This window comes from Devosia sp. Root635, assembly GCF_001427605.1.
Classification (GTDB): Bacteria; Pseudomonadota; Alphaproteobacteria; order Rhizobiales; family Devosiaceae; genus Devosia.
In genome coordinates, this window is record NZ_LMGZ01000019.1 from 194,986 (window position 1) to 221,568 (window position 26,583).

26 protein-coding genes are annotated in these 26,583 nt (G+C 63.2%); 9 read left to right on the forward strand and 17 right to left on the reverse strand.

Features of this window, described 5'->3' with window-relative positions; genetic code table 11:
- Window positions 1–3 precede the first annotated feature (3 nt).
- From ASD80_RS12180 to ASD80_RS12190, 3 genes are all read left to right on the forward strand, one after another.
- Window positions 4–1,080, forward strand: coding sequence for a tetratricopeptide repeat protein (locus tag ASD80_RS12180; RefSeq protein ID WP_056233155.1), 1,077 nt, complete (start codon window positions 4–6; stop codon window positions 1,078–1,080).
- A gap of 182 nt (window positions 1,081–1,262) precedes the next feature.
- A complete protein-coding gene (locus tag ASD80_RS12185) occupies window positions 1,263–1,907 on the forward strand; it encodes an alpha/beta family hydrolase (RefSeq protein WP_056233157.1) in 645 nt (214 codons plus the stop codon).
- Window positions 1,904–2,677, forward strand: coding sequence for an exodeoxyribonuclease III (locus ASD80_RS12190; RefSeq protein WP_056233159.1), 774 nt, complete (start codon window positions 1,904–1,906; stop codon window positions 2,675–2,677). The genes ASD80_RS12185 and ASD80_RS12190 overlap by 4 nt, the downstream gene beginning before the upstream one ends.
- 116 nt (window positions 2,678–2,793) lie before the next feature.
- Here the strand turns inward: ASD80_RS12190 and ASD80_RS12195 are convergent, their stop codons facing one another.
- Window positions 2,794–3,726 (reverse strand): class I SAM-dependent methyltransferase, encoded by a 933-nt coding sequence (locus ASD80_RS12195; protein ID WP_082555242.1) that lies wholly within the window; start codon window positions 3,724–3,726, stop codon window positions 2,794–2,796.
- A gap of 76 nt (window positions 3,727–3,802) precedes the next feature.
- Between ASD80_RS12195 and ASD80_RS12200 the strand changes: the two genes are divergently transcribed.
- The 5 genes from ASD80_RS12200 (at window position 3,803) to ASD80_RS12220 (ending at window position 8,833) form a co-directional block, all read left to right on the forward strand.
- Window positions 3,803–4,036 (forward strand): acyl carrier protein, encoded by a 234-nt coding sequence (locus tag ASD80_RS12200; RefSeq protein WP_056233163.1) that lies wholly within the window; start codon window positions 3,803–3,805, stop codon window positions 4,034–4,036.
- Between the two features lie 99 nt (window positions 4,037–4,135).
- A complete protein-coding gene (locus tag ASD80_RS12205; protein ID WP_162247351.1) occupies window positions 4,136–5,785 on the forward strand; it encodes an HAD-IIIC family phosphatase in 1,650 nt (549 codons plus the stop codon).
- Window positions 5,782–6,261 carry a VOC family protein gene (locus ASD80_RS12210; protein WP_156460427.1) on the forward strand — a complete coding sequence of 160 codons (480 nt, stop codon included), beginning with the start codon at window positions 5,782–5,784 and terminating at the stop codon, window positions 6,259–6,261. Before ASD80_RS12205 ends, ASD80_RS12210 begins: the two co-directional genes overlap by 4 nt.
- Window positions 6,262–6,267: 6 nt before the next feature.
- Window positions 6,268–7,662, forward strand: a complete 1,395-nt coding sequence (locus ASD80_RS12215) for an MBOAT family O-acyltransferase (protein WP_156460428.1) — start codon at window positions 6,268–6,270, stop codon at window positions 7,660–7,662.
- The gene (locus ASD80_RS12220) at window positions 7,631–8,833 is read left to right on the forward strand and encodes a hypothetical protein (protein WP_156460429.1); all 1,203 of its coding nucleotides are present in this window, start codon (window positions 7,631–7,633) and stop codon (window positions 8,831–8,833) included. The genes ASD80_RS12215 and ASD80_RS12220 overlap by 32 nt, the downstream gene beginning before the upstream one ends.
- A 164-nt stretch (window positions 8,834–8,997) precedes the next feature.
- Here ASD80_RS12220 and ASD80_RS12225 read toward each other — a convergent pair whose 3' ends face one another.
- From ASD80_RS12225 to ASD80_RS12300, 16 genes are all read right to left on the reverse strand, one after another.
- Window positions 8,998–9,735, reverse strand: a complete 738-nt coding sequence (locus ASD80_RS12225; protein ID WP_056233171.1) for an RraA family protein — start codon at window positions 9,733–9,735, stop codon at window positions 8,998–9,000.
- A 72-nt stretch (window positions 9,736–9,807) separates the two neighbouring features.
- Complete coding sequence (locus ASD80_RS12230; RefSeq protein WP_082555243.1) at window positions 9,808–10,788, reverse strand: Bug family tripartite tricarboxylate transporter substrate binding protein; 981 nt, start codon at window positions 10,786–10,788, stop codon at window positions 9,808–9,810.
- Between the two features lie 195 nt (window positions 10,789–10,983).
- Window positions 10,984–12,333 carry an MmgE/PrpD family protein gene (locus ASD80_RS12235; protein WP_056233175.1) on the reverse strand — a complete coding sequence of 450 codons (1,350 nt, stop codon included), beginning with the start codon at window positions 12,331–12,333 and terminating at the stop codon, window positions 10,984–10,986.
- A 52-nt stretch (window positions 12,334–12,385) separates the two neighbouring features.
- A complete protein-coding gene (locus tag ASD80_RS12240) occupies window positions 12,386–13,189 on the reverse strand; it encodes an N-acyl homoserine lactonase family protein (protein ID WP_056233176.1) in 804 nt (267 codons plus the stop codon).
- Window position 13,190: 1 nt separating this feature from the next.
- Window positions 13,191–14,360 carry a 2-methylaconitate cis-trans isomerase PrpF family protein gene (locus tag ASD80_RS12245; RefSeq protein WP_056233178.1) on the reverse strand — a complete coding sequence of 390 codons (1,170 nt, stop codon included), beginning with the start codon at window positions 14,358–14,360 and terminating at the stop codon, window positions 13,191–13,193.
- A gap of 42 nt (window positions 14,361–14,402) precedes the next feature.
- Window positions 14,403–15,563, reverse strand: a complete 1,161-nt coding sequence (locus ASD80_RS12250) for a CaiB/BaiF CoA transferase family protein (RefSeq protein ID WP_056233180.1) — start codon at window positions 15,561–15,563, stop codon at window positions 14,403–14,405.
- A complete protein-coding gene (locus ASD80_RS12255) occupies window positions 15,560–16,570 on the reverse strand; it encodes a CoA transferase (protein ID WP_156460430.1) in 1,011 nt (336 codons plus the stop codon). The genes ASD80_RS12250 and ASD80_RS12255 overlap by 4 nt, the downstream gene beginning before the upstream one ends.
- 20 nt (window positions 16,571–16,590) lie before the next feature.
- Window positions 16,591–17,367, reverse strand: coding sequence for an enoyl-CoA hydratase/isomerase family protein (locus ASD80_RS12260; RefSeq protein WP_056233185.1), 777 nt, complete (start codon window positions 17,365–17,367; stop codon window positions 16,591–16,593).
- Window positions 17,364–17,768 (reverse strand): Zn-ribbon domain-containing OB-fold protein, encoded by a 405-nt coding sequence (locus ASD80_RS12265; protein ID WP_056233187.1) that lies wholly within the window; start codon window positions 17,766–17,768, stop codon window positions 17,364–17,366. Before ASD80_RS12265 ends, ASD80_RS12260 begins: the two co-directional genes overlap by 4 nt.
- The gene (locus ASD80_RS12270) at window positions 17,768–18,886 is read right to left on the reverse strand and encodes a thiolase family protein (protein ID WP_056233188.1); all 1,119 of its coding nucleotides are present in this window, start codon (window positions 18,884–18,886) and stop codon (window positions 17,768–17,770) included. Before ASD80_RS12270 ends, ASD80_RS12265 begins: the two co-directional genes overlap by 1 nt.
- 296 nt (window positions 18,887–19,182) lie before the next feature.
- Complete coding sequence (locus tag ASD80_RS12275) at window positions 19,183–20,103, reverse strand: LysR substrate-binding domain-containing protein (protein ID WP_056233190.1); 921 nt, start codon at window positions 20,101–20,103, stop codon at window positions 19,183–19,185.
- A 32-nt stretch (window positions 20,104–20,135) separates the two neighbouring features.
- On the reverse strand, window positions 20,136–20,534 hold the full coding sequence (locus tag ASD80_RS12280; RefSeq protein ID WP_056233192.1) for a carboxymuconolactone decarboxylase family protein: 399 nt from the start codon (window positions 20,532–20,534) through the stop codon (window positions 20,136–20,138).
- 31 nt (window positions 20,535–20,565) lie between these two features.
- Window positions 20,566–21,903, reverse strand: coding sequence for an MmgE/PrpD family protein (locus ASD80_RS12285; RefSeq protein ID WP_200950305.1), 1,338 nt, complete (start codon window positions 21,901–21,903; stop codon window positions 20,566–20,568).
- The gene (locus ASD80_RS12290; protein WP_056233196.1) at window positions 21,900–22,820 is read right to left on the reverse strand and encodes an NAD(P)-dependent oxidoreductase; all 921 of its coding nucleotides are present in this window, start codon (window positions 22,818–22,820) and stop codon (window positions 21,900–21,902) included. The genes ASD80_RS12285 and ASD80_RS12290 overlap by 4 nt, the downstream gene beginning before the upstream one ends.
- Window positions 22,817–24,298: an aldehyde dehydrogenase family protein gene (locus tag ASD80_RS12295; protein ID WP_200950313.1), complete on the reverse strand. Its 1,482-nt coding sequence runs from the start codon at window positions 24,296–24,298 to the stop codon at window positions 22,817–22,819. Before ASD80_RS12295 ends, ASD80_RS12290 begins: the two co-directional genes overlap by 4 nt.
- A 45-nt stretch (window positions 24,299–24,343) precedes the next feature.
- Entirely contained in the window at window positions 24,344–25,150 is an 807-nt protein-coding gene (locus ASD80_RS12300; protein ID WP_162247352.1) for an alpha/beta fold hydrolase, read from the reverse strand.
- A gap of 506 nt (window positions 25,151–25,656) precedes the next feature.
- Between ASD80_RS12300 and ASD80_RS12305 the strand changes: the two genes are divergently transcribed.
- Window positions 25,657–26,571, forward strand: coding sequence for a Bug family tripartite tricarboxylate transporter substrate binding protein (locus ASD80_RS12305; protein ID WP_162247353.1), 915 nt, complete (start codon window positions 25,657–25,659; stop codon window positions 26,569–26,571).
- The last annotated feature ends 12 nt before the right edge of the window (window positions 26,572–26,583 follow it).

The window sequence follows — 26,583 nt, forward strand, 5'->3', positions numbered from 1 at the left end:
TGAATGAGAGCAAGCGGGGAGAGCTATGGGGTGATCGGCGCCCTGCAGGCCTTCCCGCTGCGCCTCGCTACGCGCCGCGTCCAGAGCCTCGGCGGACGCCTGCACCGCAATATTACCCGCGGCACCACCGCCGCCGTGCTGGGCCGCACGCTGCTGGCAAGAAAATCGCAGGAATATATCGAGCAAGCCGCCGGCAAGGCGCGGGCAAACAACGTCCCTTTGCTGAGCGAAAACGGCTTCCTGCGCCTGCTGCGCAGTCTGCCCCCAGTGCCATCGGCCAATATCACCCGCCAGGCCATGCTCGACCAGTCGCGGCTCGATGGCGACGTGCTGGACCTGCTGGCGCTGTTCGACGCCTTCGAGCACCATGTGGAGCCCTTCTCGTTCCGCGACGTCATCCTGGCGAAGAAATATGCCGGACTGGTCGCATCGGGCGCGAGCTGGAGCGCCATTGCGCGCTCGGTGCACCAGATCGGCCCGGTGGGCTCGCTGACCGCGCTGACGCTGCAGGCCGATGGCCCGGCGCGCATCGTGGCCAGGGACGCCCATTCGCTGGCCGAACTGAACGGGCAACGCCTGCTGTCCCTGCCCGAATTGGATGAGGATGCCGAAGACTATTTCGGCCTGGCCGAAACGGCGGAGGCGGCCGAACTCTTCGCCGAGGCGGCGACGCTCTACCAGCATTGCTCATCGATCGACTCTACCGATGCAGTGGCCGCCTTCAACTTCGGCAATTGCCTGCGCAAACTGGAGCGGCTGGACGAAGCCGCGACGGCCTATATCACCGCCATCAAGCGCGACCCCGATTTCGTCGAGGCCTGGTTCAACCATGGCGGCGTGCTGCGTGACATGGGCCGCGTGGCGGCGGCGCGCGAGCACCTGGCCAAGGCGGTGGCGCTGGACCCCGATTATGCCGACGCGGTGTATAATCTGGCGGCGCTGGAATATGACGCGCATGACCTGGCAGCGGCGCGGCAATGGTGGCTGCGCTATCTGGAGCTGGACAGTGACTCGGACTGGGCAAGACGGGCCCGGGCCGGGATTGGGCTGGCCAATCGGACGCTGAACAAGGCGGGGTAGCGCCACGCCCTCGTGGTTCGAGGCTCGCGAAGGGCTCGCACCTCACCATGAGGGCTACTCTTGGTCCGGCGTATCAGCAGCCCTCATGGTGAGGCGGGAGCGTAGCGACCCTCGAACCACGAGGGCGTGGCACGGAGCGTCTTCACCAGTTACAGTGCGCCCAAACCACGGGACCCCACGCCATGCCCACCAGCTTCCTCTTCGACGGCCCCGAAGATGCCCGCGTCACCATCCTCCTCGCCCATGGCGCCGGGGCGCCGATGGACTCCGCCTCGATGAATGCGACGGCCAAGGCGCTGGCGGCCGAGGGCTTTCGCGTGGCGCGGTTCGAGTTCGGCTATATGGCAAGCCGCCGCACCGAGGCGGGGAAAAAGCCACCGCCGCGGGCCGACAAGGTGATGCCCGAATTCGTCGCCGCGGTGGACGATCTGGGGCCGACCAATGGGCCGCTCATCATCGGCGGCAAATCCATGGGTGGTCGGGTGGCCAGCATGGTGGCCGATAGCCTGTTCGAGGCGGGGCGCATCGCCGGGCTGGTGTGCCTGGGCTATCCATTCCATCCACCGGGCAAGCCGGAGACGCTACGCACCGCGCATCTGGCCGAGCTCAAGACGCCGACCATGATCTTCCACGGTACGCGGGACGAATTCGGCTCGCCGGAGGAGATTGCCGGCTATGCGTTGTCGCCTGATATCACGGTGCAGTTTCTCGAAGACGGCGACCATGATCTCAAGCCGCGCAAGACACTATCCGGCTTTTCGACTGCCGATCATCTCAAGACGATAGCGACGAGTATCGACGCCTGGGCCAAGCGCATCGCGACGTGAAGATTGCCACCTACAATATCAATGGCATCAACAGGCGCCTGCCCAACCTGATGGCGTGGCTGGCCGACGCGGCGCCTGACGTCGTGTGCCTGCAGGAGCTCAAGGCCAGCGACCGGCAGTTCCCCGCCACCGCTTTGGCCGATGCCGGCTATGGCGCGGTGTGGCGCGGGGAATCGAGCTGGAACGGCGTGGCCATATTGGCGCGCGGAACCGAGCCGGTGCTGACGCAGGCCGAGCTGCCCGGCAATCCTGATGACAGCCAGGCGCGCTATATCGAGGCGGCGGTGAACGGCGTGCTGGTCGCCTGCCTCTATGCGCCCAATGGCAATCCGCAGCCGGGGCCGAAATTTGCCTACAAGCTGGAGTGGATGCAGCGGTTTCTGGCCCATGCGCAGGGCCTGTGGGACACCGGGCTCCCGGTGGCTTTGGTGGGGGATTACAATATCGTGCCCGAGCCGCGCGATATTTACGAAACCAAGTCCTATCGCGACAATGCTCTGGTGCAGCCCGAAAGCAGGGCCTTATTCGCCGCACTGCTGGCGCAGGGCTGGACCGACGCTATCCGCAAGACCCATCCCGACGAAACGATCTATACGTTCTGGGACTATATGCGGAACCGCTGGCCGCGTGATGCGGGCCTGCGGCTGGACCACCTGCTGCTGAGCAAGACGCTGGCGCGTCGGCTGACCGCTGCGGGCGTGGACCGCGACATACGCGGCGAGGAGGGTGCCAGCGATCATGCACCGGCCTGGATCGAACTACAGGACTAGAGTCACGTTTGGCCGCGTTTCCAAACCCGCAAAGCCGCTGCCATTTCTGCGGCAAAGCGCCAGCGACCAGCCGTTGGCGCCGAGCAGCGATCCGAGTTCGGTGCGATCTCCCTATGTCAACTGCGCTCAAGGATATACGCGCACGAAATTGTCAATTTCTTGCGGACTGACTGATCAAGTTTCTGGTTGGTGGCGGGAGCAAGGTGTTCTTCTAGCACGCTGAAGCCAGCATCTTCCAAAAAAGACCTCAGTTCGCTTGGTGTTTCCACATTGAACAGATGATCGGGAGCGGGACTGTTGATGGGCATGTTGAGGAAAAGCCGACCGCCCGGAGATAGCAGTGGGCGGATAGCATCAAGTGCCGCGCGGGGATTTTCCATGTGTTCCAGAACTTCGCTGAATACCAGGCTATCAAACTGCGCTGTGGGCGAAGCGAAGAGGTCCTGTAGCACAAGGTCGGGCATGCGGCCTGGGTCCAGGGACTCCAACGCGTGGCGCGTCCTCTCGATGGATGCCGCGGAAATGTCCCAACCCGTAGCTGTTCTGCAGCGTTGGTCTTCAGCGGCCAGAGCGAGAAACAACCCATGGCCAGGACCGATTTCAAGATGTGAATAATCGGCTCCGAGGCTCGGCAAGTACCCATTGCGAAAGAAGGCCATGACGCTCGTATGGTTAGACCACCACAATTGCGTCATTAGCAGTCCGTTCATATAGCGCGTCATGTACGCCGCGTCGGAGTAAACCTGCTCATAGGCTTGGGAAAAGGTGTCCAGCCGGTATCGGCCAGTCCGCCGGAAGTAGAGTTCTTCCTCTACCTGCCTGTCGCAGAGCCACCGATAATCCTGCAGGAAGGTCTGCTCTGCGCCCGCCGTTAGCTTGGCAACCTTGCGGGCCAGCCACTCCAGGTGAGCCAATGCCTCCGGCGATTCGCCGCCAAACCGGCGATCGAACAGCTTTGCGTGCTCGGGATAGACTGCCAATTGCTGTGAGACGAGCCGAGAGAGGTGGGGAAATAGAGATGGGTCTATCTGCATAGCGGGCTGTGGCATTGCTCCATTGGTTCCTGCGTCGTATACGGCAACAGCGAGTTACCATCAATAAACGATCCCAAAGGCCCTGCCGCTCATGCACGACAAACTGGTTTTGCTGTTCGCCGACGAACTCGACGTCGACCCGGCCACGCTTAACGACGCCAGTTCGCCCGACACGGTCGACTCCTGGGATAGCTTGGCGGCGATGCGGCTGGTTGCGGCCATAGAGACGGTATTTTCCGTCTCGCTGTCCGCACGCGACGTCATGCGCATGCGAACCATCGGAATTGCTCGCGAAGTGCTTCAGGCAAAGGGCGCGGATATTTAATTCGATATGAACGCGCCGCCCGACACTCGCCAGTTACAACAGCTCTGGCGTAGGCACCTAACCTCCGCGGGCAGGGGCGATCCAGACATTAGCATCGGCATGGCCGCAAGCTTCACTGCTGAAACCGCCATTCCCTTGCTTGGCGGCTTGTTGCTGGCTGCCGGGTATACCGGCCCTGACCTGCGCCTGGCCGGCTATAACCAGCTTGCCCAAACATGTTTAGCGCCGGAAGGCAGCTTTGACGGGCATATTCCCCAGATTTTCGTCCTGCTGTTCCGGCTGGAGGATTTGGCCGATTCGGCTGACAAGGCATCCGAGGCCTACGACACGATCAGCGCCGCGATGAGCCGGCTTCGCCAAACTGTTGAGAGCGAGATCGTCATTTCCCTGCCGCCCAGACCGCGGCAGCCGGCCGGAAGGGTGACCGAGTTCCCGCGGGGCAACGACTGGCTGGGCCTTTGGCACCGGGTCTCCTCTGACCTCCTCGCCTTCGCCGGGAATCATGCGTCGGTTTACCTGCTGGATCTCGAGCAGATCATTGGTGCGTTGGGCGAGGCTTCGGCACTTAGCCCCCAGGGAGAATATCTCTACCGCCAGCCTTTTACGGGAACAATGCAACTGCACATGTCTCGAGCACTTGCCCGCATCATTGACGCGCGTATGAAGCCCGCCCGGAAGTGCATCGTGATCGACTGCGACAACACCCTATGGGGCGGGATCATCGGTGAAGATGGCATCGGTGGCGTCGAACTCGGACCCGATTTTCCTGGTCGTGCCTATGTGGAGTTCCAGAGCCAGCTCAAGGCATTGCGTATGGCCGGAACGTTGCTGGCCATCAGCAGCAAGAATAACCCGCAGGACGTATTGGAAATGTTCGACTCGCACCCGGCCATGGTTCTGCGGCGTGATGACATATCGGTTTTTCAAGTGAACTGGGAAGCCAAGTCACGCGCTATCGAAAATATTGCCGCGGAACTCAACATCGGCATAGATTCACTGGTCTTCGTCGACGACAGCAGCTTCGAGATCGAGGAGGTACGTGTGCGCTTCCCCGAGGTTGCGTGCCTACAAGTCCCCAATGACGTCGAGCAGCTTCCCGATCTTCTGGTGGACAATGGCTTTCTGTTCGACAAGCTGACCATCACGTCGGAAGACAGAACCCGAACGGAGATGATGCGGTCTGACCGGCAGCGTCGCGACCAGGGCAAGACCCTTACCGCCGAAGAGTTTTTGCGTACTGTCGAGCTCCGGGTGGATTTTAATCCGTACCGCGATGAAGACTTGGCGCGGTTCGTCCAACTCATCAATAAATCCAACCAGTTCAACCTGACGACCAGGCGTTATTCGGCAGACGACATACGGGCTATGCGATCGGATCGCCAGACCGACCTTTTCAGCGTTACGGTCGGCGACAAGTTCGGTGACTATGGTCTGGTCGGCATTTGCATCTTGAAGGCCGAGGGCAAGGTGGCACGGGTCGACAGCCTGCTGATGTCCTGTCGCGTGCTGGGAAGGGGCGTCGAGACCGCCATGCTTGCCCAGGCGGTGGCCCTGGCCCGTGCCCGCGGATGCGACGCTATCGTCGGGGAGTATCGTCCCACAAAAAAGAACGCCATGGTGTCCGACCTCTATCCTCAGCATGGCTTCGTTCCGGCGGACGAGGACGGGCTTTTCATTCGCAACACCGAAAGTCTGCCCTCGCCTGAGCATCTCGCCGTGACTCTGCCGGCGACGGGCTTCATGCAATGATCGCGCCGCTCCCGGAAGGTTTCGATCCCAAGCGACTGTTCCATATCGGCTATGTCGTCGCGAATATGGATCGAGCCCTCAAGATTTGGACAGCCATGGGTGCGGAGCTACTGGTGCCGCCGGCACCCGATCCAATCCAGAAAGTCAGTTGCGCCCTTCTGACATTATCCGGGGCCGTGCACATCGAGTTGATTGCGCCGCTGGAAGACGACAGTCCGGTTCGCACCCGCCTGGCAAAGGGAGGCGGTCTCGACCACGTGTGTCTGTTCAGCGACGATTTGGCGGCCGACCTGTCCGCCTTGGAGGATCGGGGTGGCTTGATTGTCGTCCAGCCCTGCTATGGCGCTGTCTTTGATCGCCAGCTTGCCTTTGTAATGACGCGCGGCGGCCTTGTCGTAGAGCTGATGTCGCGGCCACCGGTGGGCCGTCTACAGCCCGATCCGCTAGCCGCCATGCTTTTGGCCAAGCTGGAGTAAGCTTACTTGGCGTTGAGCGACCCCAACTACCTGTTTTTTCTGGCGACCATGGTCGCCGCCCTCGTTTTTGTTCCTCACCAGGCGAGACTTGCTGTTCTGGTAGCGGGGTCGATTGCCTTTTACCTGGGCTTCAATGGCACCATATTGCCGCTGGCATGGGTCGTCGCTCTGGCCTTTGGCTTTGGTATTCTACTGGATCGCGTTAAGCATGGCCGTGCCCGGACCGGTTTGTTCTGTCTGGGGTTGTTGCTGGTGCTGCTTCCCCTGGTCCTTTACAAGTTCGGCCCTTCCGTCCTCCCAAACGCCAGCCACGCCCTCGGGCTTCTGTCCTTTCCTGTCGGTATTTCCTTTTTCTCATTTGCGGCCTGCGGCTATCTGATCGACGTGTATGTCGGCACGACTCGCGCAGAAACCAATGCACTGCGCGTCTCGGCATTCCTTACGTTCTTCCCCACCGTGTCCGCAGGTCCGATCGAACGAAAGGAGCGGTTCCTTTCCCAGCTCGGACGCTTGGGCCGACCTTCGCCGGAGCAGCTAAGAGACGGCCTGCGTGCTATTCTGGTGGGCGCATTTCTCAAGTTGGTAGTGGCCGACAGTCTTGCCCCATACGTCAACGCCGTCTTTTCTTCGCCATTGGAAAAGTCGGGGGCAGATCTTGCCCTGGGCACCTTTTACTTTGCCTTCCAAGTCTATGCCGACTTTGCCGGCTACTCCCTGATTGCATTGGGCAGCGCTGCCTTGGTCGGGATCAGGATCGTAGCCAACTTCAATCAGCCCTATCTCGCCCAGACCGTGCCGGATTTTTGGCGCCGCTGGCATATCAGCATGTCATCCTGGTTTCGCGACTACGTCTTTGTGCCGCTACAGTTCAGGTTGCGCAAAATGGGGATGGTTGGATTCTCCATCGCAATGGTGGCCACCTTTGCGGCTGTCGGCATATGGCACGGGACCGGCTGGCAATTCCTCGCCTTCGGAATATTGCATGGCCTCGCCTCCGTGCTGTCAAGCCTGACGCTGCCTGCGCGCAACCGTCTGGTTGGAAGGCTCTCGCTGCCGGTTCCACTTTTGGTCAGCTTTCGCACAATAATGACCTTCGTTTTCGTCTGCGCTACCTTGGTGCTGTTCAGGGCCACCTCCATCGAGGAGGCGCTCGCCATATACGGACGAATAGCTGGCGCATGGGGCACGCGGTCCCTTCCCATTGTCATCCCGATACTGTTGGTCGGCATTGTCGTTGTCGGCGACCTTCTGGCCGAACATACGAAACCGCTGGATGCCGTCCCTCGCTATGTGCGGTGGGCCGGCTACTACCTGGCCACTATCCTCATGATCGTCGTTTACGTCCGGCATCTTGGAGAGATTGGAAACTATGGACAGCAGTTCATATACTTCAGATTCTAGCGAAGACTTCGCCAGCGGCGGCCACAAGGCATTGGTGCGCCGCTTGGCGCTGTTCCTTGCTCCAATTCTGATTGTGCTCGTTTCACTTCAAGGGCTTGGCTATTTGAGTGGTGAAACCTTGCCGGCCTGGCTTGCCGCGCGACTCCAGCATGCCAGCCAAACACCGATACTGTACCTGCCCTCGCTCAGTGATCACAACTTTGCCTTCAAGCTGGAAGCAACCCGCCTTCGGCAGCCAGATGTGTTGGTGGTGGGTCAATCCCGCTCCAACCAGTGGCGGGCAGAGATGTTTGGGGCTTCGTTCTACAATGCATCTCAGGGCACCTATAGTATTGCCGACGAGATTGCGTTTTTGAGGGCCTTGGAGCCGTATGCTCCCAAGGTACTTATTGTGCCGGTCGACTTCTACCAGTTCGATCCGAATTGGGAGGCGGTGTATGACCGCATAGCCAGGAACGATATGGAGTTGCTGGACGCCGACAGCTTCCTGTTTGGCGCATCGCTCATGGTTCGGCCGATGATATCGGCGCCCATGAGGCTGCTGCGCCTTCAAACTGACCCAACAGACGGTCTGCCGGCAATAGGTTTGGCCGCGGGGACGTCGGGGATCGGCTTTAGGCCAGACGGGTCTTTCACCTATGCGCTGGAACTTCCGGCGAACCGGTCGGTCGGGGCGAGCGTGGGGGATATCGAACAGCGAATTCAATTTGGCAGGGCCCCCTTCTTGTTCAGCTCAGGGTTGGATGCCAGCAGAATGCGTCAGTTCGAGGAGCTGGTGAGCATGATGGCGGACAAGGGCACGAAGGTCATCGGCGTCACAATGCCCTTCCATCCCGACGTTGCAGCGATACTCGGAGCGTCGCCCAATCATGGAGGATGGGCCGCCTTCCGAAGCCCCGCGTTCCGGCAGTGGATCGATGGCCTGGACATGACATACTTCGATTTCACGGACCTTTCCTCATTTGGCGGCGATGAGCGGGAGTTCGTGGATGCAATGCACCCCAGCGAGGCGGCCTATTTGAGAATGTTGATTTCCATGCTCGATAGAGAGGATTCGAAAGCGCTGCTCGCAACGGACATTGCCAGTCTTCGAGAGATGCTCAGCAACCTCGATGCGCTTCATCTAAATGATGGCGTGCCTTGGTTCGCACGTACTGGGCCAGCGACTTGATGTCGTCTCCGCCCTTGATGCGCAGATCGGAACATGCCGCCCACACCTGGCGCCGTCCACCCACCATCGAACAGCAGGGTGCCTGCAATCAACGGCACAAGACGATAAGGCCACCAGAGAAAACCCGGCTTGCCGTCGAAGTGTGGCTGAGAACCTGACGAAGCTCAGTGGGGCCGCGGGCCGAGCTCGTGAAGCGGAAGGCCGGCTTCGATCTGCGCGGAGCGTTCCTCTTCGAAGGCGGCCTGCTTTTCGGCTGCTTCCAGCACCTGCATGATCGCGGCGCGCGGGATGAAGCATATGCCGGTGTCGTCGGCCACCACGAGATCGCCGGGCATCACCCGGGCATTGCCCATCGTCACCGGACCGTTGATCTCCATGGTCTCGATGCGCCACTTGCCGGTGACCGGCGTATAGTCGCTGGCCCAGATGGGAAAGCCGATCGAGCGCGAATAGGCGACGTCGCGCACGCCGCCCATGATGATGGCGCCGGCCTCGCCCTGGCGCTGCGCCAGCCGCGAGGAGATGCCGCCCATATTGGAGACATCGGCAACGCCCTCGCAGACCAGGACGTCGCCCGGCATGGCCAGGTTATGCGCCTCGAATTCGCCCATGCGGTTGACGTGTTTCTGGGCTCCGGCCAAGGCGTCTATGCCCTGGATGGCGTTGCGCACGGTCAGGGCCGGGCCGACCACGACCTGGCCGGCAATGGTGGGGCGCAGGACCGAAGCGCCTATGGCGCCACTCGGCAGGCCCAGTTCGTCCATCACGTCCGAAACGGTGGAGGACGGGTCGGACAGGCGCATGAAGCGCTCCACCACGCCTTCGGGCGGGCGCGGCACGTCCAGCATGGCGATCCGGCCTGGATCGACCCTTCCGGTGAGTTTCTTTGTGCCAGCGCCCATCACTGCCTCCCTGTTTCCGGGCAAAAAAGAGGCCGGGCGTGGGGACGCCCGGCCGGGTAACGTATGCGGGCGCTAGAGCACCGGTTCCTGGCCGATAAGGGTCAGCGCATCGCGGTTGAGCTGCTCTTCGGTATGCAGTTCCTCGACCATGCCGGCAGCATCGAGTTCGGCCGGCTTCACGTAGCCGTTATTGGTGAGGAAGGCCTGGAAGTCGTCCTGCGCGGTGACTTCGAGCGTGGCGGCACGCAGCTTTTCGGCAATATCCTCCGGCAGATCCTTGGGCGCGATCAGATAGAACTTGGTGCCCAGGTCCATGTTGTAGCCGGCATCCTGCGCCAGGCCGGTATCCGCAAAGAAAGGATAGGGCGTGGTGCTGAATACCGCGACCGGCTTGAGCTCACCGGCATCGACCTGCCCCTTGATGGCCGGTCCATAGCTGAACAGCGCATCCACATGGCCGCCCAGCAGCTGGGTCAGGGATTCCGCGCCGCCCGACATGGGGATGGCGACGACATCGAGACCGGCCTGGGCATTGAGCATTTCGACCCCCAGACCCGACGGGGTCAGCTGGCCGGAGGTTGCCGCATGCACATTGCCGGGGCGGGATTTGGCAAAGGCGATATAGTCTTCCAGCGTCGACCATTCGGCATCGCTGCGCGCCGCCAGAACCACGGGCTGATCGCCGATCTTGCCCAGAACCTTGTAGTCATCGATGCCGTCCCAGGGGAGGCCGGGAATAGTCAGCGGGCTCATGGTCAAATTGCCATTGGACACCATGGCCACCGTGTAGCCATCTGCCGGCGCACGCACGGCAATACCCGTGCCCACCGAGCCCGAACCACCGGGGCGATAGTCGATGATCACAGTCGCGCCGATGACTTCACTCAGCTTACGGGTAAACTCCTGGGCCAGCATGTCGGTGCCGCCGCCCGGAGAATAGGGAATGATGAACGTAATGTCGCGCGATGGCCAATCCTGGGCCAAAGCGGTAGTGGCGCCCAATGCGGCCATGGTGACGGCGAGACCGGCCGCTCGAATTCTGGACCAACCCATAAAGCAACTCCTCCTGTTTATATCCCCGGCCGCCCGAAATGCCTATTTCGTGGCATTTTCGCACGGCCAGCCGGCTCGCCATTCTCCTGCTGGATGGCCGTCAGCCTTGTGATGCGACCATTATCGGAAAGGTTGGCAGATCGAACAAACGATGTTCCGAAGGGCCTTGTATGACAATTGCTCATGCGAACGGCATCAAGCAACCGTGAAGCGCGCCGCGATCATGCTCACCGGCAGGCCAGAATCGATCTGCCCCAGATCGGCGATCAGGCCGGCGACACCCTGGGCGCCGATGGACGGCTCGGCCAGCAGATGCACCTTCTGATTGAGGTCGGCTTCCGACATAGGATTTTCGATCGAACCGCGCGGGTGATCGACCTGCGAACGATAGACCTTGCCCGAAGCGGTGGTGAGTTCCAGCAGGCAGGACACGCCGCGCGGCAGGCCATCGTCCGGCAGCACCTCGAGCATATTGGAAAGACGAACGATCTGCGGATCGGCCAATCGCTCATTCTGGTATTGCGGGAACAGGGCTGCGCCGTCGATCAGTGCCACGGCGACCGAGTAGGGCAAGCTCACCTGTGCCTCATGGTAGGTCTTGGGAGCGGTGTTGAGATGGTAGTGGGCCCAGGCGGGGTGGCGCCACATCTTCATGCTGGCGATCGCTTCGGCGGGCTCATCCATTTCCGCCCGCACATTCAGCGCGCAATCGATGGCGTTGTGAATGGGCCGGGCGCAGGAATACGGCTTGTATTCTATATAGATCGGGAAGTCCGAGCCCAGGTCGCGGGTCAGTGCGCCGATATCGCTTTCGTCGGAAAAGGCGCGACAGAAGCCACGCTCGCCTTCGAAAATGGAGGCCGTGCCAGTGAAGCCCAGTTGGGCCATGAGTGCGGACGTTACGCCGTTTCGTGCGGCCGGGCCGGGATTGAAGCGCTTCTGCATGGAGGGGCCATACATTTCCATGAGCCCCGACGCCTGGGCGCCAGCCATGCCGAGGGCGGACACGACCTGCTCCTCATTAAGGCGCAGAAGGCGCGCAGCGGCTATGGTGGCCCCGAAGACACCACAAGTTGGCGTGGTGTGATAGCCACGATTGCGCAGCGAGAAATTGGTGGCATTGCTGGCGCGGGCCATCATGTCGCAACCGGCCACTACGGCGGTGATGAACTCGCTGCCGCTGGCGCCGACACGCTCGGCCACGGCCAGTGCCGCCGAGACCACGGGCGGGCTGAAATGGAACAGCGCCAGCACATCCACATCGTCCAGCTCGATGGAATGGGAAGCGATGGCATTGGCGAAGGCGGCATGGACCGCCGGCACTTTGGCCGAGCCGCCCCCGATCAGGCTGGCTTCGGCCTTGCCGCCGGTTTCGACGGCAAACTGGCGGGCGATGCGGCCGCTGCCGGTACGGCTGCCGCCCAGGGCAACGCCCAGATAGTCACGCACCAGCGTAGCCGCATCCTTGCGGACCTTGGCGGGAACGGCGTCATCGGCGAGATTGACGAAATGATGGGCAAGCTGTTCGGAAGCGGTCTTTGTCATTGCATAGGTCCAGTTGCGGGAACGGGCCCGGCCGCGCCGGGACCGGGTCGGATTAGTGCGGATCGGCGTCGAGGCGCACGATGATGCCTTCGCAGGCCGGGTTGGGCGCGGGATAGCGCTGCATGACCAGGGGGTCATGGCCGGGAATGATGTGATCGGGCGAAGGCGCGGCGGCCTGGAGCTTGTCGAAACCCTCCAGCATCTCCCCGATATGGAAGGCCGTCGTGAAGGGCCGGTAACTCGCCATGTTCTCATAGAAATGGGACACATCCGATGCCAGCACCACCACGCCGCGCCGGGTGTTGACGGTCACGAATTGCAGGCCCGCCGAATGACCGCCCGCCGCGTGCAGGTGAATACCCGGCGCCAGCTCGGCCGAGCCGCCATAGAAGCGGACGCGGCTCTCGTAGTTGAGCCGCACCATGCCGCAGACATCCTCGACCTCGAAGGCATGCGAGAGACGCGGGTAGCGCATGTAACGCCCGGTGGCGTAATGCATCTCGGCTTCCTGCAGGTGGAACTGGGCGGCGGGGAAGCGGTGGAAATTTCCGACATGGTCGTAATGGAGATGGGTCAGAATGACGTCGGCAACCTGGTCCGGATCGACATCCAGCAGCGCCAGCGTGTCGACGGGACAGCGCAGGAAGGTTCGCTCACGCTTGCGGGCGACGTCTTCGGTGAAGCCGGCATCCACCACGATGGCGCGACCATCGCCCTTGATGACCCACATATAGTAATCCATGGGCATGGGTCCGTCATGCGGATCGCCGCCGATGAAGTGGCTGGAGCGCCGGGCCTCGCGGGTGGCGTAGCGGATGGCGTAGATTTCGTAGACGGGTGGTTGCTTGTCGGTCATGTCACGCTCCCGCCGCTGCCGGATCTGGGATGAAGACCCGGCCTTCGAGAATACGCCTTGCGGTGCGACCCAATGTGGCGCGCCGCACGACCGGGCCGTCCGGCCCGGCTTCGACCAGGGTTTCGGTCTCGATCACCCCTCCGGGATGGCCGATGCGGATTTCGGCACCGCCGCGTTGGCGAGCCGCTGCATGAACCAGGGTGCCGGGAATGCGTGCCGCGACGCCGGTGCAGACCGTGCTGGTGCCGGCATAGGTCTTGTGGGTCTGCTGCATGAATTGCAGCCGGGCCAACAGATCGATGGCATCGGCAGGGACGGTCTCCCCGGTCAGGTGGTTGAGATAGTCGGCCGGCGGGGCGACCAGGCCGAGGATAGGAGTTGCCGGGCTGTCCTGGCGCGAGCGTGACGCGTCGGCAATCATCCTCATGCGGGCCGCAGCCGCGCCGCGGATCAGCTCAAGCCGCTGGCGCAGCTCGGTCTGCGCATCGATCTCGGCAGCACTTTCCGTGCCGGTCAGGCCCATATCGGCGGCGCGAATGAAGACATGGGCATTGCCGATATCCACCAGCGATACGTCGACCGCGCCGACGCCCGGCACGTCCAGCCTGTCCACGACATTGCCGGTGGGCAGCAGGGCGCCGGTGGCGCCGCCCGCCGTATCGGCAAAATCGACGAGGATGCGGGCACCGGTACCGGGAACGCCGGCAACTTCATAATCGCCGTGTTCGGCGGGACGCCCCTCAAGCACCGGCACCTCGATGGTGAGGACGCGGTTGAGGTTGGTGTTGAAGACACGCACAATGGTCAGCGGCTCGTCGGCGGCGACCATGCCCTCCTCGATGGCGAAGGCGCCCACGGCGGAGGAGATGTTGCCGCAGAGGCTCAGCCAGTCGACCTGCGGATGATCGATCTCCACCTGGCCGAATGTGTAGGTCAGGTGCGTACCGGCGGCACGCAAGTCATCTTCCCGTGGCGGCCCGATAATGGCCAGCTTGCTGGTTAGCGGATCTGCCCCGCCCAGCCCGTCGATCTGCCGCCGGTCGGGCGAGCCGAAGATGGACAGGATGGTGCGCAGCCGCCCGCCCGGATCGGCCGGGATGTCGTTTTCACGCAGAAACACCGCCTTGCTGGTGCCGCCGCGCATCAGCACGCATCGAATGGCTTGCGGCATGGTCCGCCTCCCCTGCTTGCCGGCAATGGCGTTGCCTTGCCGCTATTGCGCTGCCGCCGTCCGCGGTCTCGTGGCAAAGATGCCCTCGGCCAGCAGCGCTTCGTATTGCATGTCGCTCAGGCCCAGCAGGGTCGAGGCGACATATCGGTTGTCGCGTCCCAGCGGAGCGACGGCCGCGGCCTTGCCGGCATCGCACCCGTCGAGGCGGATGGGCTGGCCCTTGACCTGGTGGCCGGCATCGTCCAGCGCCAGCGCATTGCCCGGCGCGGGGCTGTAAGGGTCGGCATAATCCCTGGCAGCGACCACGACCTCGGCGGCGACCCCAGCCTGGCGCAGGGCGCGAGCGCCCTCCGCTGCCGGGCGGGCTGCCAGGAACTGTCCGAGGGCTTCGCTGGTGACGGCGCCGATAACCTGGCGCGCGCCCTCGCTTGCGGCGGCGGAAATCGTTACGGCCACCCACTGGCCGTCCTGGCCACGCAGCAGGGCTTGCAACGCCGCAGGCGGGCCATCCGGATAGTCCTCTGGCAGCGTGCCTTCGAGGGCGGCGATGAAAGCCTCGCCCACGAAGAAAGACGACAACTCGCGCTGCGCCAGATCGATATGAACGCCCTGCCCCGTGCGTTGTCGCTCGACCAAAGCCGCCATCACGGCGCCGGCGGCGAACATCGACACGATCTGGTCGGGATAGTTCAGCGCCCGGCCGGTGATCTGCGGCTTGCCGCCGGGATAGTGCATCAGATGCGCCAACCCGCTGGAGGCTTCCAGCGTAGATCCGAACGAGACGTTGCCGGCGCTCGGCCCGGTTGCGCCCTGACTGGAGAGCGATGCCAGCACGATATGCGGATTGGCCTGGCGCAGGGTTTCAAAACCGATGCCGAGCTTGTCCAGCACACCGACGCGGAAATTCTCGACCACGACATCGCTCATCGCGACCAATTGCAGAAACAGTTCCCGCCCGCGGGATGACTTCAAATCGAGGCAGGTGCTTTTCTTGTTGCGGTTGGTGGCGCGATAGGGCGGGCTCTGTTCCCACCAGTCCCCCTCTCCCATGCCCTGCCAATCGCGGAAGGGATCGATATAGGTCGGGCCCTCGATCTTGATGACTTCGGCGCCCAGATCGGCCAGCACGCCCGAGGTTGCGGCGCCGGCCGTGACGATGCCGAGATCCAGTACGCGGATACCTTTCAGTGCCTTCAGGGTCATGCGTCCCTCCCCGATTGCCGGGACTCGACACTCTGCCCGTTCCAGAGCAGCGGCAGGCGCGGCATGGGGCCCTGGGGACCTTCGATGATGAACCGGCGATGCCGCATCTGCGGATCGGCAGCGACCTGCGCGGGCGACTGCACCTGGGCAAAGGGCAGCTTGAGCTCGGCGGCTTCCACCAGAATGTCCGCGGCCGTTCTTTCGGCCAAAGCCGCTTCGATCAGCCGGTACATGTCGGCCAGATTGCGCCGCCGCCCGGCGGCAGTGGCAAAGCGCTCTTCCAGCAAAGCCGGCACGCGCATGAGCCTGGCCAGGTTGGGCATGTCGCGATCCCGGAAGACCGGGGCGATATAACCATCCCTGCAGCGGGTGATCTGCCACTCCTCGGCGCGGCCGACGCCGGCGGCGCGTTGGCCGCTGACTTCGGAAAGCAGATTCTTCCAGTTGAGCCAGCGCGCTGCTTCGAGCACGGCAACTTCGCCGGCAAGCGGTGTGCCGCCCAGGATGGAAGAGAGGTGGCTGGCCAGCAGGGCGTTGAAGGCGACCATGCCGGCGACATAACCCATCTGGTAGCCGGGCAGGGCCAGTGGTGCGCGCCCGACTTCACCGACGATATCCAGCAGGCCGCTGGCGGCCATGACGGTAAGGTCCGACTGCGGCCTGGAATCGTCCAGGGTGGGCAGGATCAAAACCTTGCGATCATCGCGCCAGGCCGCGGCGGTGGCCGGATCGTCGGTGACGAGATAGTCGCCCGGCTGCACAGTGCCGAAGCCCTTGCCGGCAGTCAGGAAGCGGTGAAGAGCGCTGCTGCCATCGGCCAGCAAGGGCGGCCAATGCTCGGTAGGATCCGGGGCGCCATTGGCGAGCCGAAGCACCGTGGCGCCAAAGCGCTGCGCCAGCAGGCCGGCAAAGGCCACCGCCACCCGTCCCATATCGGTGGACCCGGCGCCCACCTGCTCGATGATCCGCAATCCGGAAAGCGGGCCATCGCCCGAGGGGGTCGTCACGGACTATATCCTTATCTGCGTCATCGCCTGGCCCGCGACTGCCCGAGCGGGTCGGCCGGCACTGCGGTACGGCTGCGAATGACGGCATTCATGGAGTCGCCGAAGGCGAAGGCCTGGGTCCAGTCCGTGACGACGGCAGGCACGGTATCGAGCGCCTTCTTGCAGGCCGCCAGCGCATAAGGATCGAAACCGGCAATGCGCCGGGCGATCGCTTCGGCCCGTTCCAGCAATTGCGCGGCGGGAACGCATTCATTGATCAGCCCCCATTCCATGGCCGTCTGCGCACCGACCCGTTCGCCGCTGAGCACCATCCAGGCGGCGCGCTTGCGGACCAGCGAGAGCTGGGTGGAAACCCCGGCCAGGCTCGGATAGGTGGCAAAGGTGATTTCCGGCATGCCCAGTTCGGCAGTGTCGGCGGCTATGGCGAGATCGCAGACATTGATCAGCGTCAGGCCCCCGCCCAGGGCCGTGCCGTTGACGGCGGCAATGAAGATGGCGGGATGCTCGCGAATGGCCACGTTGACGGCCGCCCATTCCTGGCTGCGCGTGCGGGTGCCGCTATCGGCCAGCACCACGTTTTCCTTGATATCGACGCCGGCGCAGAAGGACGTGCCCCGCCCGGTCAGCACGATGGCGCGATATTTCCCGCGGGCATGTCCCATGGCCGCCAGCATGCCGGCGCGTGCGCTGGCATTCATGGCGTTGCGCTTGGCCTCACGATCGATGACGAGGAGGGCGTAGTCGCCCCGGCCTTCGAGCCGAATTTCCTCGGATGCCTGAAAGACCTGCTCGCTCATGACCGGCCTGCCGCCGTGAAGATCGGCACATTGACGTCGCCGCGCCGCTCGAACAGCACCCGCACCTTCTGGCCAATGCTGATGGCGTCGTTCGACCCATCGATATTGCTGACGAGGAGCGGGCCCTCATCAAGCTTGATGAGAGCACAGTTATAGGGAAGGCGCTCGGCGAAGCCGGCGAAATATTTCTGATGGAAGACCACCCAGGAGAGCACTTCGCCCTCGCCCGAGCATTCCATCCAGTCCCATTCGGCGGCCGGTGCATAGGGGCTGACCGGCGATGGCGGGAACCATGCCTTGCCGGTTTCCCCACAGCGCTGGACGACCAGCTTTTCCTGTTCGCATGCGTCCCAGAACGGCTTGTTCCAGGGATCGATGGCTGGCTGCGGCATATCGGCCATCAGTCCCTCCTGAAGATAATCGAAGAGGCGATATTGGCGGCGCAGGCATACTGGATGGCCCGCGCGCCCTCGATCTGGCGATCGCCGCATTCCCCACGCGCCTGGCGCACGGCTTCGGCGATGAGGGCCCAGCCCTGCATGTAGCTTTCCGACAGATGCCCGCCATTGGTATTGGCCGGCAGCCGGCCCTTGCCCAGTTCGAGAATGCCGTCCTTGATGAAATTGCCGCTTTCGCCCTGCGGGCAGAAGCCGAGACCTTCGAGCGTGAACAGCACGGTGGGCGTGAAATTGTCGTAGATCATCAACCCGTCGATCTCGTCGCGGCCGATGCCGGCGCGGTCGTAAACTTCGCCCGCCACCTCCTGCAAAGCGGGATACCAGAAGTCGTCGCGCGGGGTTGCCTGGTCGAAAACGTCCCGCTGAGCATAGCCGGAGACATAGACCGGGGGCTTGCGCAGGTCCTTGGCGCGTTCCGGCGTGGTGACGATCCAGGCCACACCGCCATCGTTGATGAGGCAATAGTCGAGCAGGCGCAGCGGCTCACAGATCGGCCGGGCCTGGCGATAGTCTTCCAGCGTGAAGGGCGTGCGCATCACCGCGTCGGCATTCATGCTGGCATGCTGGCGGAACGTGCTGGCCACGCGACCAAGATCGTCGGTTGTGGTGCCGAAACGGTCCATGTGCATGCGCCACATCATGGCGTGGGTGGCGCCAGGCGACGTCATGCCCCAGGGGTTCCACTGGCCGCCTTCCGCGCCACCGTAAAGCATGCGCTTGGAACGGCCGTTATTGCCGTAGACCAGGGCCACGGTTTCGGCGGCGCCCGACGCGACCGCCTGGGCGGCGATGGTCAGGGAGACCGAGGCAAAGCGGCCCGCCATATCCGTGGGCAGGCAGAATTGGGGATTGATGCCCACCATCTGGGCGAAGCGTTCATACGAGGGAATACGATTGACGATCAGGCCGTCGATATCCTTGAAGGACAGCCCCGCATCTTCAACTGCCGCAACCAGGGCCTGTGCCCCGAGACCATAGGAGTCGGTTTCGGGAAAATTGCCATATCGCGTATTGCCGACACCGACCACGCAGACCTTGTCTCGCATGTTCCAGGAACTCATGGAAATAGTGTGTCCTCATCCCCAATTTGTTTGATTTCGCGCCCACATGGCAGAGGCCGAAGACGCATCGGGAATGTTGCAGGCGGGTCTTTTGGGGTAAAGAAATGAAATGGAGCCCGTGCCCCAACAAAAACTCATGCGATCAAAAATAGCTTTTATCTTCAGCCGGTTATTTTGGGCGGCGAGGGCAATACCGGCCCTGGAGGGCCGGCGGGAGATGCGTTGAACTGGGGTGCGAAGCCGGGCCGATTTGCCTGCGGCGTGGCGAAGAAAGCCGGTCTCCGCGCGGCTGCGCGCTAGACGCGGATCAGGAAGGAATCGTCAAGGCCCTGGCGCTGCGCCTCGACCTCGCTGGCAAGCCATTCGCGGAAGCGGACCAAAGGCTCGAGTCGTGAATAGCGGTGCGGCCAGGTGAGGCAATAGACGCGCTCGCTCTGCCAGCCATAGGGGAACGGGACAACCAACGCCTTGCGCCTGAGTTCGTCGTCGATGAAATAGTATTGCGCAAGGGCTACACCCAACCCTCGCTCGGCCGCCGTATAGGCCATGGCCGAAGCCTCGAACCAGAAGCCGCGATCCGGCTCCACGCTATAGGCTCCGGTTCGGCGCAGCCAGGATGGCCAATTGCCCTTTACCGCCAGCGAATGCAGCAACGTCACCCGCGACAACTGCGACAGGTCGTTCGGATCGGAGAGGTAGGTATCGCGCAATTCGGGCGTGCAGATCGGCACCATGCAGACCGGAAAGATCGGCTGGGCATTCTCGAACTGTCCCGGCCCGACCCGCAAAATGGCATGCGCCTGCTGCTGCTCGGCATTGGCCTCGCTGGTAGCGGCGGTCAATTGTATCTCGATATCGGGGTGCGCCTCCCGGAAGCGCTTGAGGCGCGGCACCAGCCAGTACATGGCGAAGGTGGTGTAGGCGTGGATCAGCAACTGCTGTTCGTTGGACGAACGGGCGGCCCGATCGGTCGCCCAGCCGAGCTGGCGGAACACGCCCGCCAGCTCTCCGGCATATTTCTCGCCCGCCGGGGTCAGCAGTAAGGTGCGGTGGCCCCGGATGAACAATTGCCGCCCCAACCGATCCTCGAGATGGCGGATATGGCGGCTGACCGCCGACTGGGTCACGCACAATTCGTCGGCCGCCTTGGTGAAGCTCAGGTGGCGCGCCGCCACTTCGAAAGCGCGAATAGAGGCAAGCGGGGGCAGATTGGTCATGCGGGCATCTCGTTTCTACGCCTCGCGGCGGATCACGCCGCGTCGATTTCCTTGAAAGTCTCGACCGCAATCCGCATGCCGTCGAGCGCTGCCGGCGCGCCGCAATAGATGGCGGCCTGCAGGATCACTTCCTTCACTTCCTCGCGGGTCAGCCCATTGTTGAGGGCGCCGCGAATATGCAGCCGCAATTCGTGCGGCCGATTGAGTGCCAGCAGCATGCCCAGATTGAGCAGGCTGCGCGACCGGCGGTCCAGACCCGGACGGCTCCAGACCTCGCCCCAGCACCATTCCGTCACCAGCTTCTGCAAGGGAGCCGTCATATCATCGGCCGCCGCCACCGATCGGTCAACGTAGGCGCCACCAAGCACCTCCCGGCGGACCTTGAGACCCTTCTGAAACTGTTCGGTGGAGAATTCGGGGCGGAGACTCATGCTGTTGTCCTCTCGTGGCATGGCAGGAAAATTATCGGGGCCGTGCGAGACGCATCAACGCTCCCGCATCGGCTGCGTCATCGAGCGACCAGACGGCGTCGATCAGGGGCGAAGGGTCGAGACCGGGGCAACCATGCTGGCAGAGCTGGCGCAGCTTCTCTTCGATCTCGGCATCGGATAGCGGACGCGAACGGCTGCCGCGCGCCTCGGCAATCTCGACCCGGAATACGCGACCGTCATTCGTCCGGGCGAAGAGGCGCGCCGTTCCGACCGGCAGGGCCGCATCGTCCGCAAGATGGACCCTGCCGCGCAGGGCGATGACATCTTCGCGGTCCACCCAGGCATCGCTGAACTGGTCGAGTCCCGGCAGGCCATGCAGCAAGGTGACAGCCACGGCGTGATGGGCGCTGACCTGAGCTTCGCGGCCGGAAAGGGGGACCGGTCGATCGGTGCGCTGCCGCAGCAGCGGATGGGCCACGACTTCGATATAGGCCAGGTCCGGCACCGAGGCCCCCAGGCGATCGCGCAATGCCATGGCGGCATCGATCACCGCGTTCAATACGACACCGCAGGGATAGGGCTTGACCATATTGGCCAGGATTTCCCAGCTTTCACCCAGTCCCTGCATGATGCGGCTGAAGTCGGGAGAAGAGGCGGACACACGGGCAAAGCCGCGCATGCCGGCGATCGGTTCGTCCGGCCCGGCCAGTCCCTGTTCCGCCAGCAGGGCCGCGAAAAGCCCGCCACGGGCCGCACCCCCCACCCCCACGCTCTTGGCCATGGTACCAAGCGTTTCCACGAGGCCCGAAGCCTGTGACGAGGCGCTGCCGAGGGCCCAGACCAGATGCCGCGCATCGAGGTCGAGCAGTTTCCCTGCCGCCATGGCGGCGCCGAAAACGCCGCAGGTGGAGGTGATATGCCAGCCGCGCGCATAGTGTTCCGGCGAGATGGCATTGCCGATCCGGCATTCGATTTCGACGCCGAGGATGAAAGCGTGCAGCAGATCGCGGCCGGAAACCGGCCTCTGTTCCGCCAGCGCGAACAGCACCGGGGCTATCGGCGCCGTGGGATGGATGATCGTGGGATCATGCGTATCGTCGAAATCGAAGACGTTGCTGGCCGCCGCATTGAGGAAGGCGGCATTGAGCATGTCGAGGCGAAGCTGATGGCCGATGACGCCCGCTTCCGCCGGCCCCGAGAACCGCGACAGCACCTGCTGCAGATGCTGTATGGCGATGTCGCGGCTGCCGCCCAGCGCCGTACCGAAATAGCTGAGCAGAGCGCGCTTCGCCTCGTGCCGCACAGGCGCGGGGATATCCTCCCAGCGCGAGGCGGCGACGAAGTCGGTCAGGGCGGCGCTGACCGTCACTGCTTCGATCTCGCGCCAGCCACTTCGACATCGGCCCATTCTTCCAGCGGCTTGATGATCGTGGTCATATCGGCTTCGGCGCCATTCCTGGCCTTGGCCAGGGTCAGTAGCTGGTTGACCGCGCTGCCGATCATCATCGGCACGCCGAGCGATTGGGCCGCATCGAGGCACAGCTTGGTATCCTTGGCCGAAAGCCCCAGGGCAAAGCCGAAATCGAAACTGCGCGACAGGACGAAGTTGGGCAGCTTGTCCACGGTGGCACTGTTGCGGGCGCTGCCCATGTTGAAGACTTCGATCATCACATCGGGGTCGAGACCCGCCCGCCGCCCCAGGACCAGCGCCTCCGAGGAAATTGCCAGGGCGGTCAGCGAGACGAGATTGTTGATGACTTTCATCATCTGCGCCTCGCCCGGCTTGGAACCGATATAGACGGGACGGCCGATGACCTGCAGCAGCGGCAGCAGAAGGTCGAAATCCTGCCTCTTGCCGGCAACCATCAGCGCCAAGGTGCCCTTGTTCGCCCCGGCGACCCCGCCGCTGACTGGGCAGTCGATGGTCGCGATGCCCGCTGCGGCGAGTTTTTCAGCCAGATTGGCCTCGGATTCCGGCCCCACAGTGGAGAGGTCCACCACGCGCCGGAGCGTGTTGCCCTGTACAAGACCGGATTCGCCCAGGGCTACGGCGAGCACGATCTGCGGCGTGGGCAGCGACAGCAGCACTGTCTCGGCCCTGTTGGCGACATCAAGCGGGGACGAGGCGATCTCCGCGCCGTGCCCGGCGAGCTTTTGCAGCGCTTCAGTGTTGGGATCATAGGCGATGATCGGATAGCCGGCTTCGAGCAGGCGCCGGGCCATGGGAAAGCCCATATTGCCGATGCCGACGAAACCGATCACCGGATGTTGTGCCGGCCCGCTCATTCTGCGAATTCCATCAGCACGGTTTTCAGGCGCATATTGGCTTCGACGGCCTGGCGGCCCAGATCCTTGCCGAAGCCGGACTGCTTGTAGCCGCCGGTCGGCAGGATGAAGTCCTTGGTGCGCCCGTAGCGGTTGATCCAGACCGTGCCCGTTTCCAGCGCCCGCATGGCGCGCATGGCGCGGCCGAGATCGGCCGTGTAGATGCCGGCGGCCAGGCCGTAGATGGAGTCATCGGCCATGGCGATGCCCTCCTCCTCGTCATCGAAGTGCTGGACGGTGACCACCGGTCCGAAGATTTCCTCACGCACCGCTGGCATGTCCGATTTCACATTCACCAGAATGGTCGGCTCGTAGAAATTGCCGTCCTGAATATGCTCGATGCGATGGCCGCCTATGGCCGCCTCGGCGCCGGCATCGAGCGCCGAACGCACCTTGGCGTCGATCTGGTCGAGCTGCCGCGCCGAGATGATGGGCGAGAAGGTCGTATCGCCCTTCCAGGTTGCACCGGGGCGGATGGCCTTGGCGATCGTGCCGACGCGATCGATCAGTTCGGCTTCGATATTGCGCTGGACGATCAGGCGTGTGCCGGTGACGCAGATTTGCCCGGCATTGCCCAGCATGGAGCGGGCGATGGACTGCGCGACCTTGTCGAGATTGGCGGCATCGCCGAAGACCAGTTGCGGGCTCTTGCCGCCCAATTCCAGTGTCACCGGCTTGGTGCCGCTTTCTGCCGACGCCGTCATCACGGCGGCGCCCGAGCGGCCAGAGCCGGTGAAGGTGATCTTGCCGACCAGCGGGTGCCGGCATAGGGCATCGCCGGTCACCGGGCCATTGCCCTGCACGATATTGAAGATGCCGGGCGGCATGCCGGCTTCGATGGCAAGCTCGGCCATGCGCATGACCGAAAATGGCGTCATTTCCGAGGGCTTGAGCACGACGGCATTGCCGGCCGCAAGGGCGGGGCCAACCTTCCAGGACACCGTCACCAGCGGCACGTTCCACGGCGCAATCGCGGCGATGACGCCATAGGGCTCGGCGATGATGAGGCCGAGATGGTCGGGGCGGGTCGCTACCACATCACCGCCCAGCTTGTCGGCGAATTCGGCGAAGAAGCGGATAGCTTCGGCCGTAAACGGAACGTCCCAGCCGATGGCTTCGGAAATTGGCCGCGTCGAACCGACCGCTTCCAGCCGGGCGAGTTCCTCCTTGTTCGCTTCGATGAGATCGGCCCATCGGTACATGACCTTGGCGCGATCGCGCGGCGCGATCCGCGCCCATGCGGCCGTGCGGTAGGCGCGGTGGGCGCTGGTGACCGCGCGATCGACATCCTCGGCGCTGCCCAGGGGGATATCGGCATAGGGCTCGCTGTCGGAGGGCCGAATGACCTGCATGCGGTCGGCGCCCGCGCCAACGACCTTGCCGTCGATGAAATGGCCTGACTTGGGGACAATCAGGTTGGGGTCAAAATCATGCATGATCACGCTTCCATGAAATGAGCGGCCGACGCTTGCGCCAAGCCGGTGTTACGAGAGCGGCGCCGCGGCATGCTGCCGCCCGTCGGGTTGGGACCAGGTTGGCGCCAGCATATGCGCCAGTGTCTCGTTGAATTCCTCGGCCGCCTCATACTGAACCCAGTGGGCCGCATGCTCGATGACAGCGAAACGGCAATCGGGGTCGCGCGCCCGCAGGATGTCCATGCGCTCCTCCAGCACGCCCGGCCAGTTCACGTCGCCGCGCCCCCAGATGGCGCCGAGAGGCACATTGATTTCGGCCAGCGCAGCGGCAGCGGCGCCCCTGGCGGTGATTTGCCGACTGCGGAGCCGTGTTCGTTCGGCATTGCGCGCCTGGATGGCAACCGTGTCATCGCCAACGTGGCCGGCATCGGCCAGCATGAAGGCGATCAGATTGTGCCGATGCGCCGCATCCCTGTCGGCAGGCTCGGGCAGACCGCGCCACTTGCGCAGGAGCGGACGAGGCGTCGGAACGCCACCCAGTGCGGCGCCGGCACCGACCAGCACAAGGCGGTCGAGACGATGCGCCTGCAGCCCCGCCACCAGGCTGCCCACGGTGCTACCGAAGGAAAAGCCGGCCATCTGCAGCCGTTGTCCAGGCAGGATTTCGTCGAGCCCGCAGCTAAGGGCCGCCGCTATGCCGGCGATTGTGTGCGGTTCGGCCAAATCCGCGGAATCGCCATAGCCGGGCATGTCGGGCACGATGACCCTGTGGGTGCGGGCGAGCGCTTCGATATTGCGCAGCCAGTGAGTCCAGGAGCCGTGGCCACCATGCAGCAGGACGAGTGGCGGGCCCCCGCCCCAGGCCCGCCAGGTCATGGTTCCGGCGTCCAGCCTGCTGAGCAGTCGGGAACTGGAGCGATCCAGACGCTCGGCAAGCTGGAGGGAATTGGCCGCTTGCATAACGATGTCGAACTCCTCTCCTCACGGCGAGCAATGGCCCACGTTAACCATCTGAATTTATTAGATAAATAAATCCAGGTTTACCGTTTTACCGCGACAAAGAAGGCACGTGTAGGGACCGGAATGTCAATAAAACTTACCTGGGTCGTGGCATGACTAAAACTCATGCGGTGATGGACAGCCATTTGCCACGTCGACCAGTCTTGCCATGACTGGAGGTCATGCGGGGCCCTCCGCATCATCGCTTGTCGCCCTTCTTTCCCCTTTTGATAGTGCTCGCCAGTTGGCCGAGGCCACAAGGCAGGCCAACCGACGCATCGAGACCAGGAGGAGGAATTTCGATGACGATAGGCAAGACAGGCAAAATGAGCCTTGCCGGGCTCCTTATGACAACGGCGCTTTCATTTGGCACGGTGAGTGCCATGGCCCAGGATGACTGGCCCTCACGCGATATCACCGTCATCATGCCCTATGCCGCCGGCGGCGGCACGGAACCGCTGACCCAGGCCTATATACGCGAGTTGAGCGAAATTCTCGGTGCCAACCTGATCATCGACTATCGCCCCGGCGGGTCGGGATCGATCGGCACCGGCATGGCCATTCGCGCCGACGCCGACGGCTATACGCTGGGTGTCATCTCCAACGGTACCGTAGCGATGAGCCCGCTGACCATTCCGGACCTGCCCTGGGACGGCAACGACGACTACACGGCCATCGTCAAGCTGGCTGAAATGCCGGGCATCCTGGCGGTGCAGGGAAAATCCGATTTTCAGACGCTGGAAGATTTCGTCGACTATGCCCGTGCCAATGCCGGCAACGTCCATGCGACCACCTCCGGCCAGTTGACCCCATCCGGGCTGACGGTCGAAACGCTCAACGAGATGGCAGGCCTCGATATCGTGGCCATTCCCACCTCGGGCGGCGGCGAAGCCATTACCCAGCTCATGGGGGGGCACGTCGATGCCAATTTCGCCTTCGGCCCGTCGATCCGCGGCCAGGTGGCGTCGGGCGACGTGCGGCCCATCGTGTCCTTCAGCGATACGCCCTATGAATTCTTCCCCGGCGTGCCGATGGCTTCGGAATATGGCTACGACATCGATATTGGCGTGAAGTACTACATCATCGCGCCGAAGGATTTGCCGCAGGACATTACCGACAAGCTGGTGGCTGCCTCACAGCAGGCAGTGGCGAGCGAACGCTTCCAGACGTTCCTGGCGGACGGTGGCTATGTTCCCCCCGAGCCGCTGACCCCCGAAGAGATCATCACCGAGCTGGAAGGCGAAACCACCTTCTATCGGCAGATGCTCGAGGTTATCGGCCAGGAACCGCTGATCTAGGCCCTCCCTGCC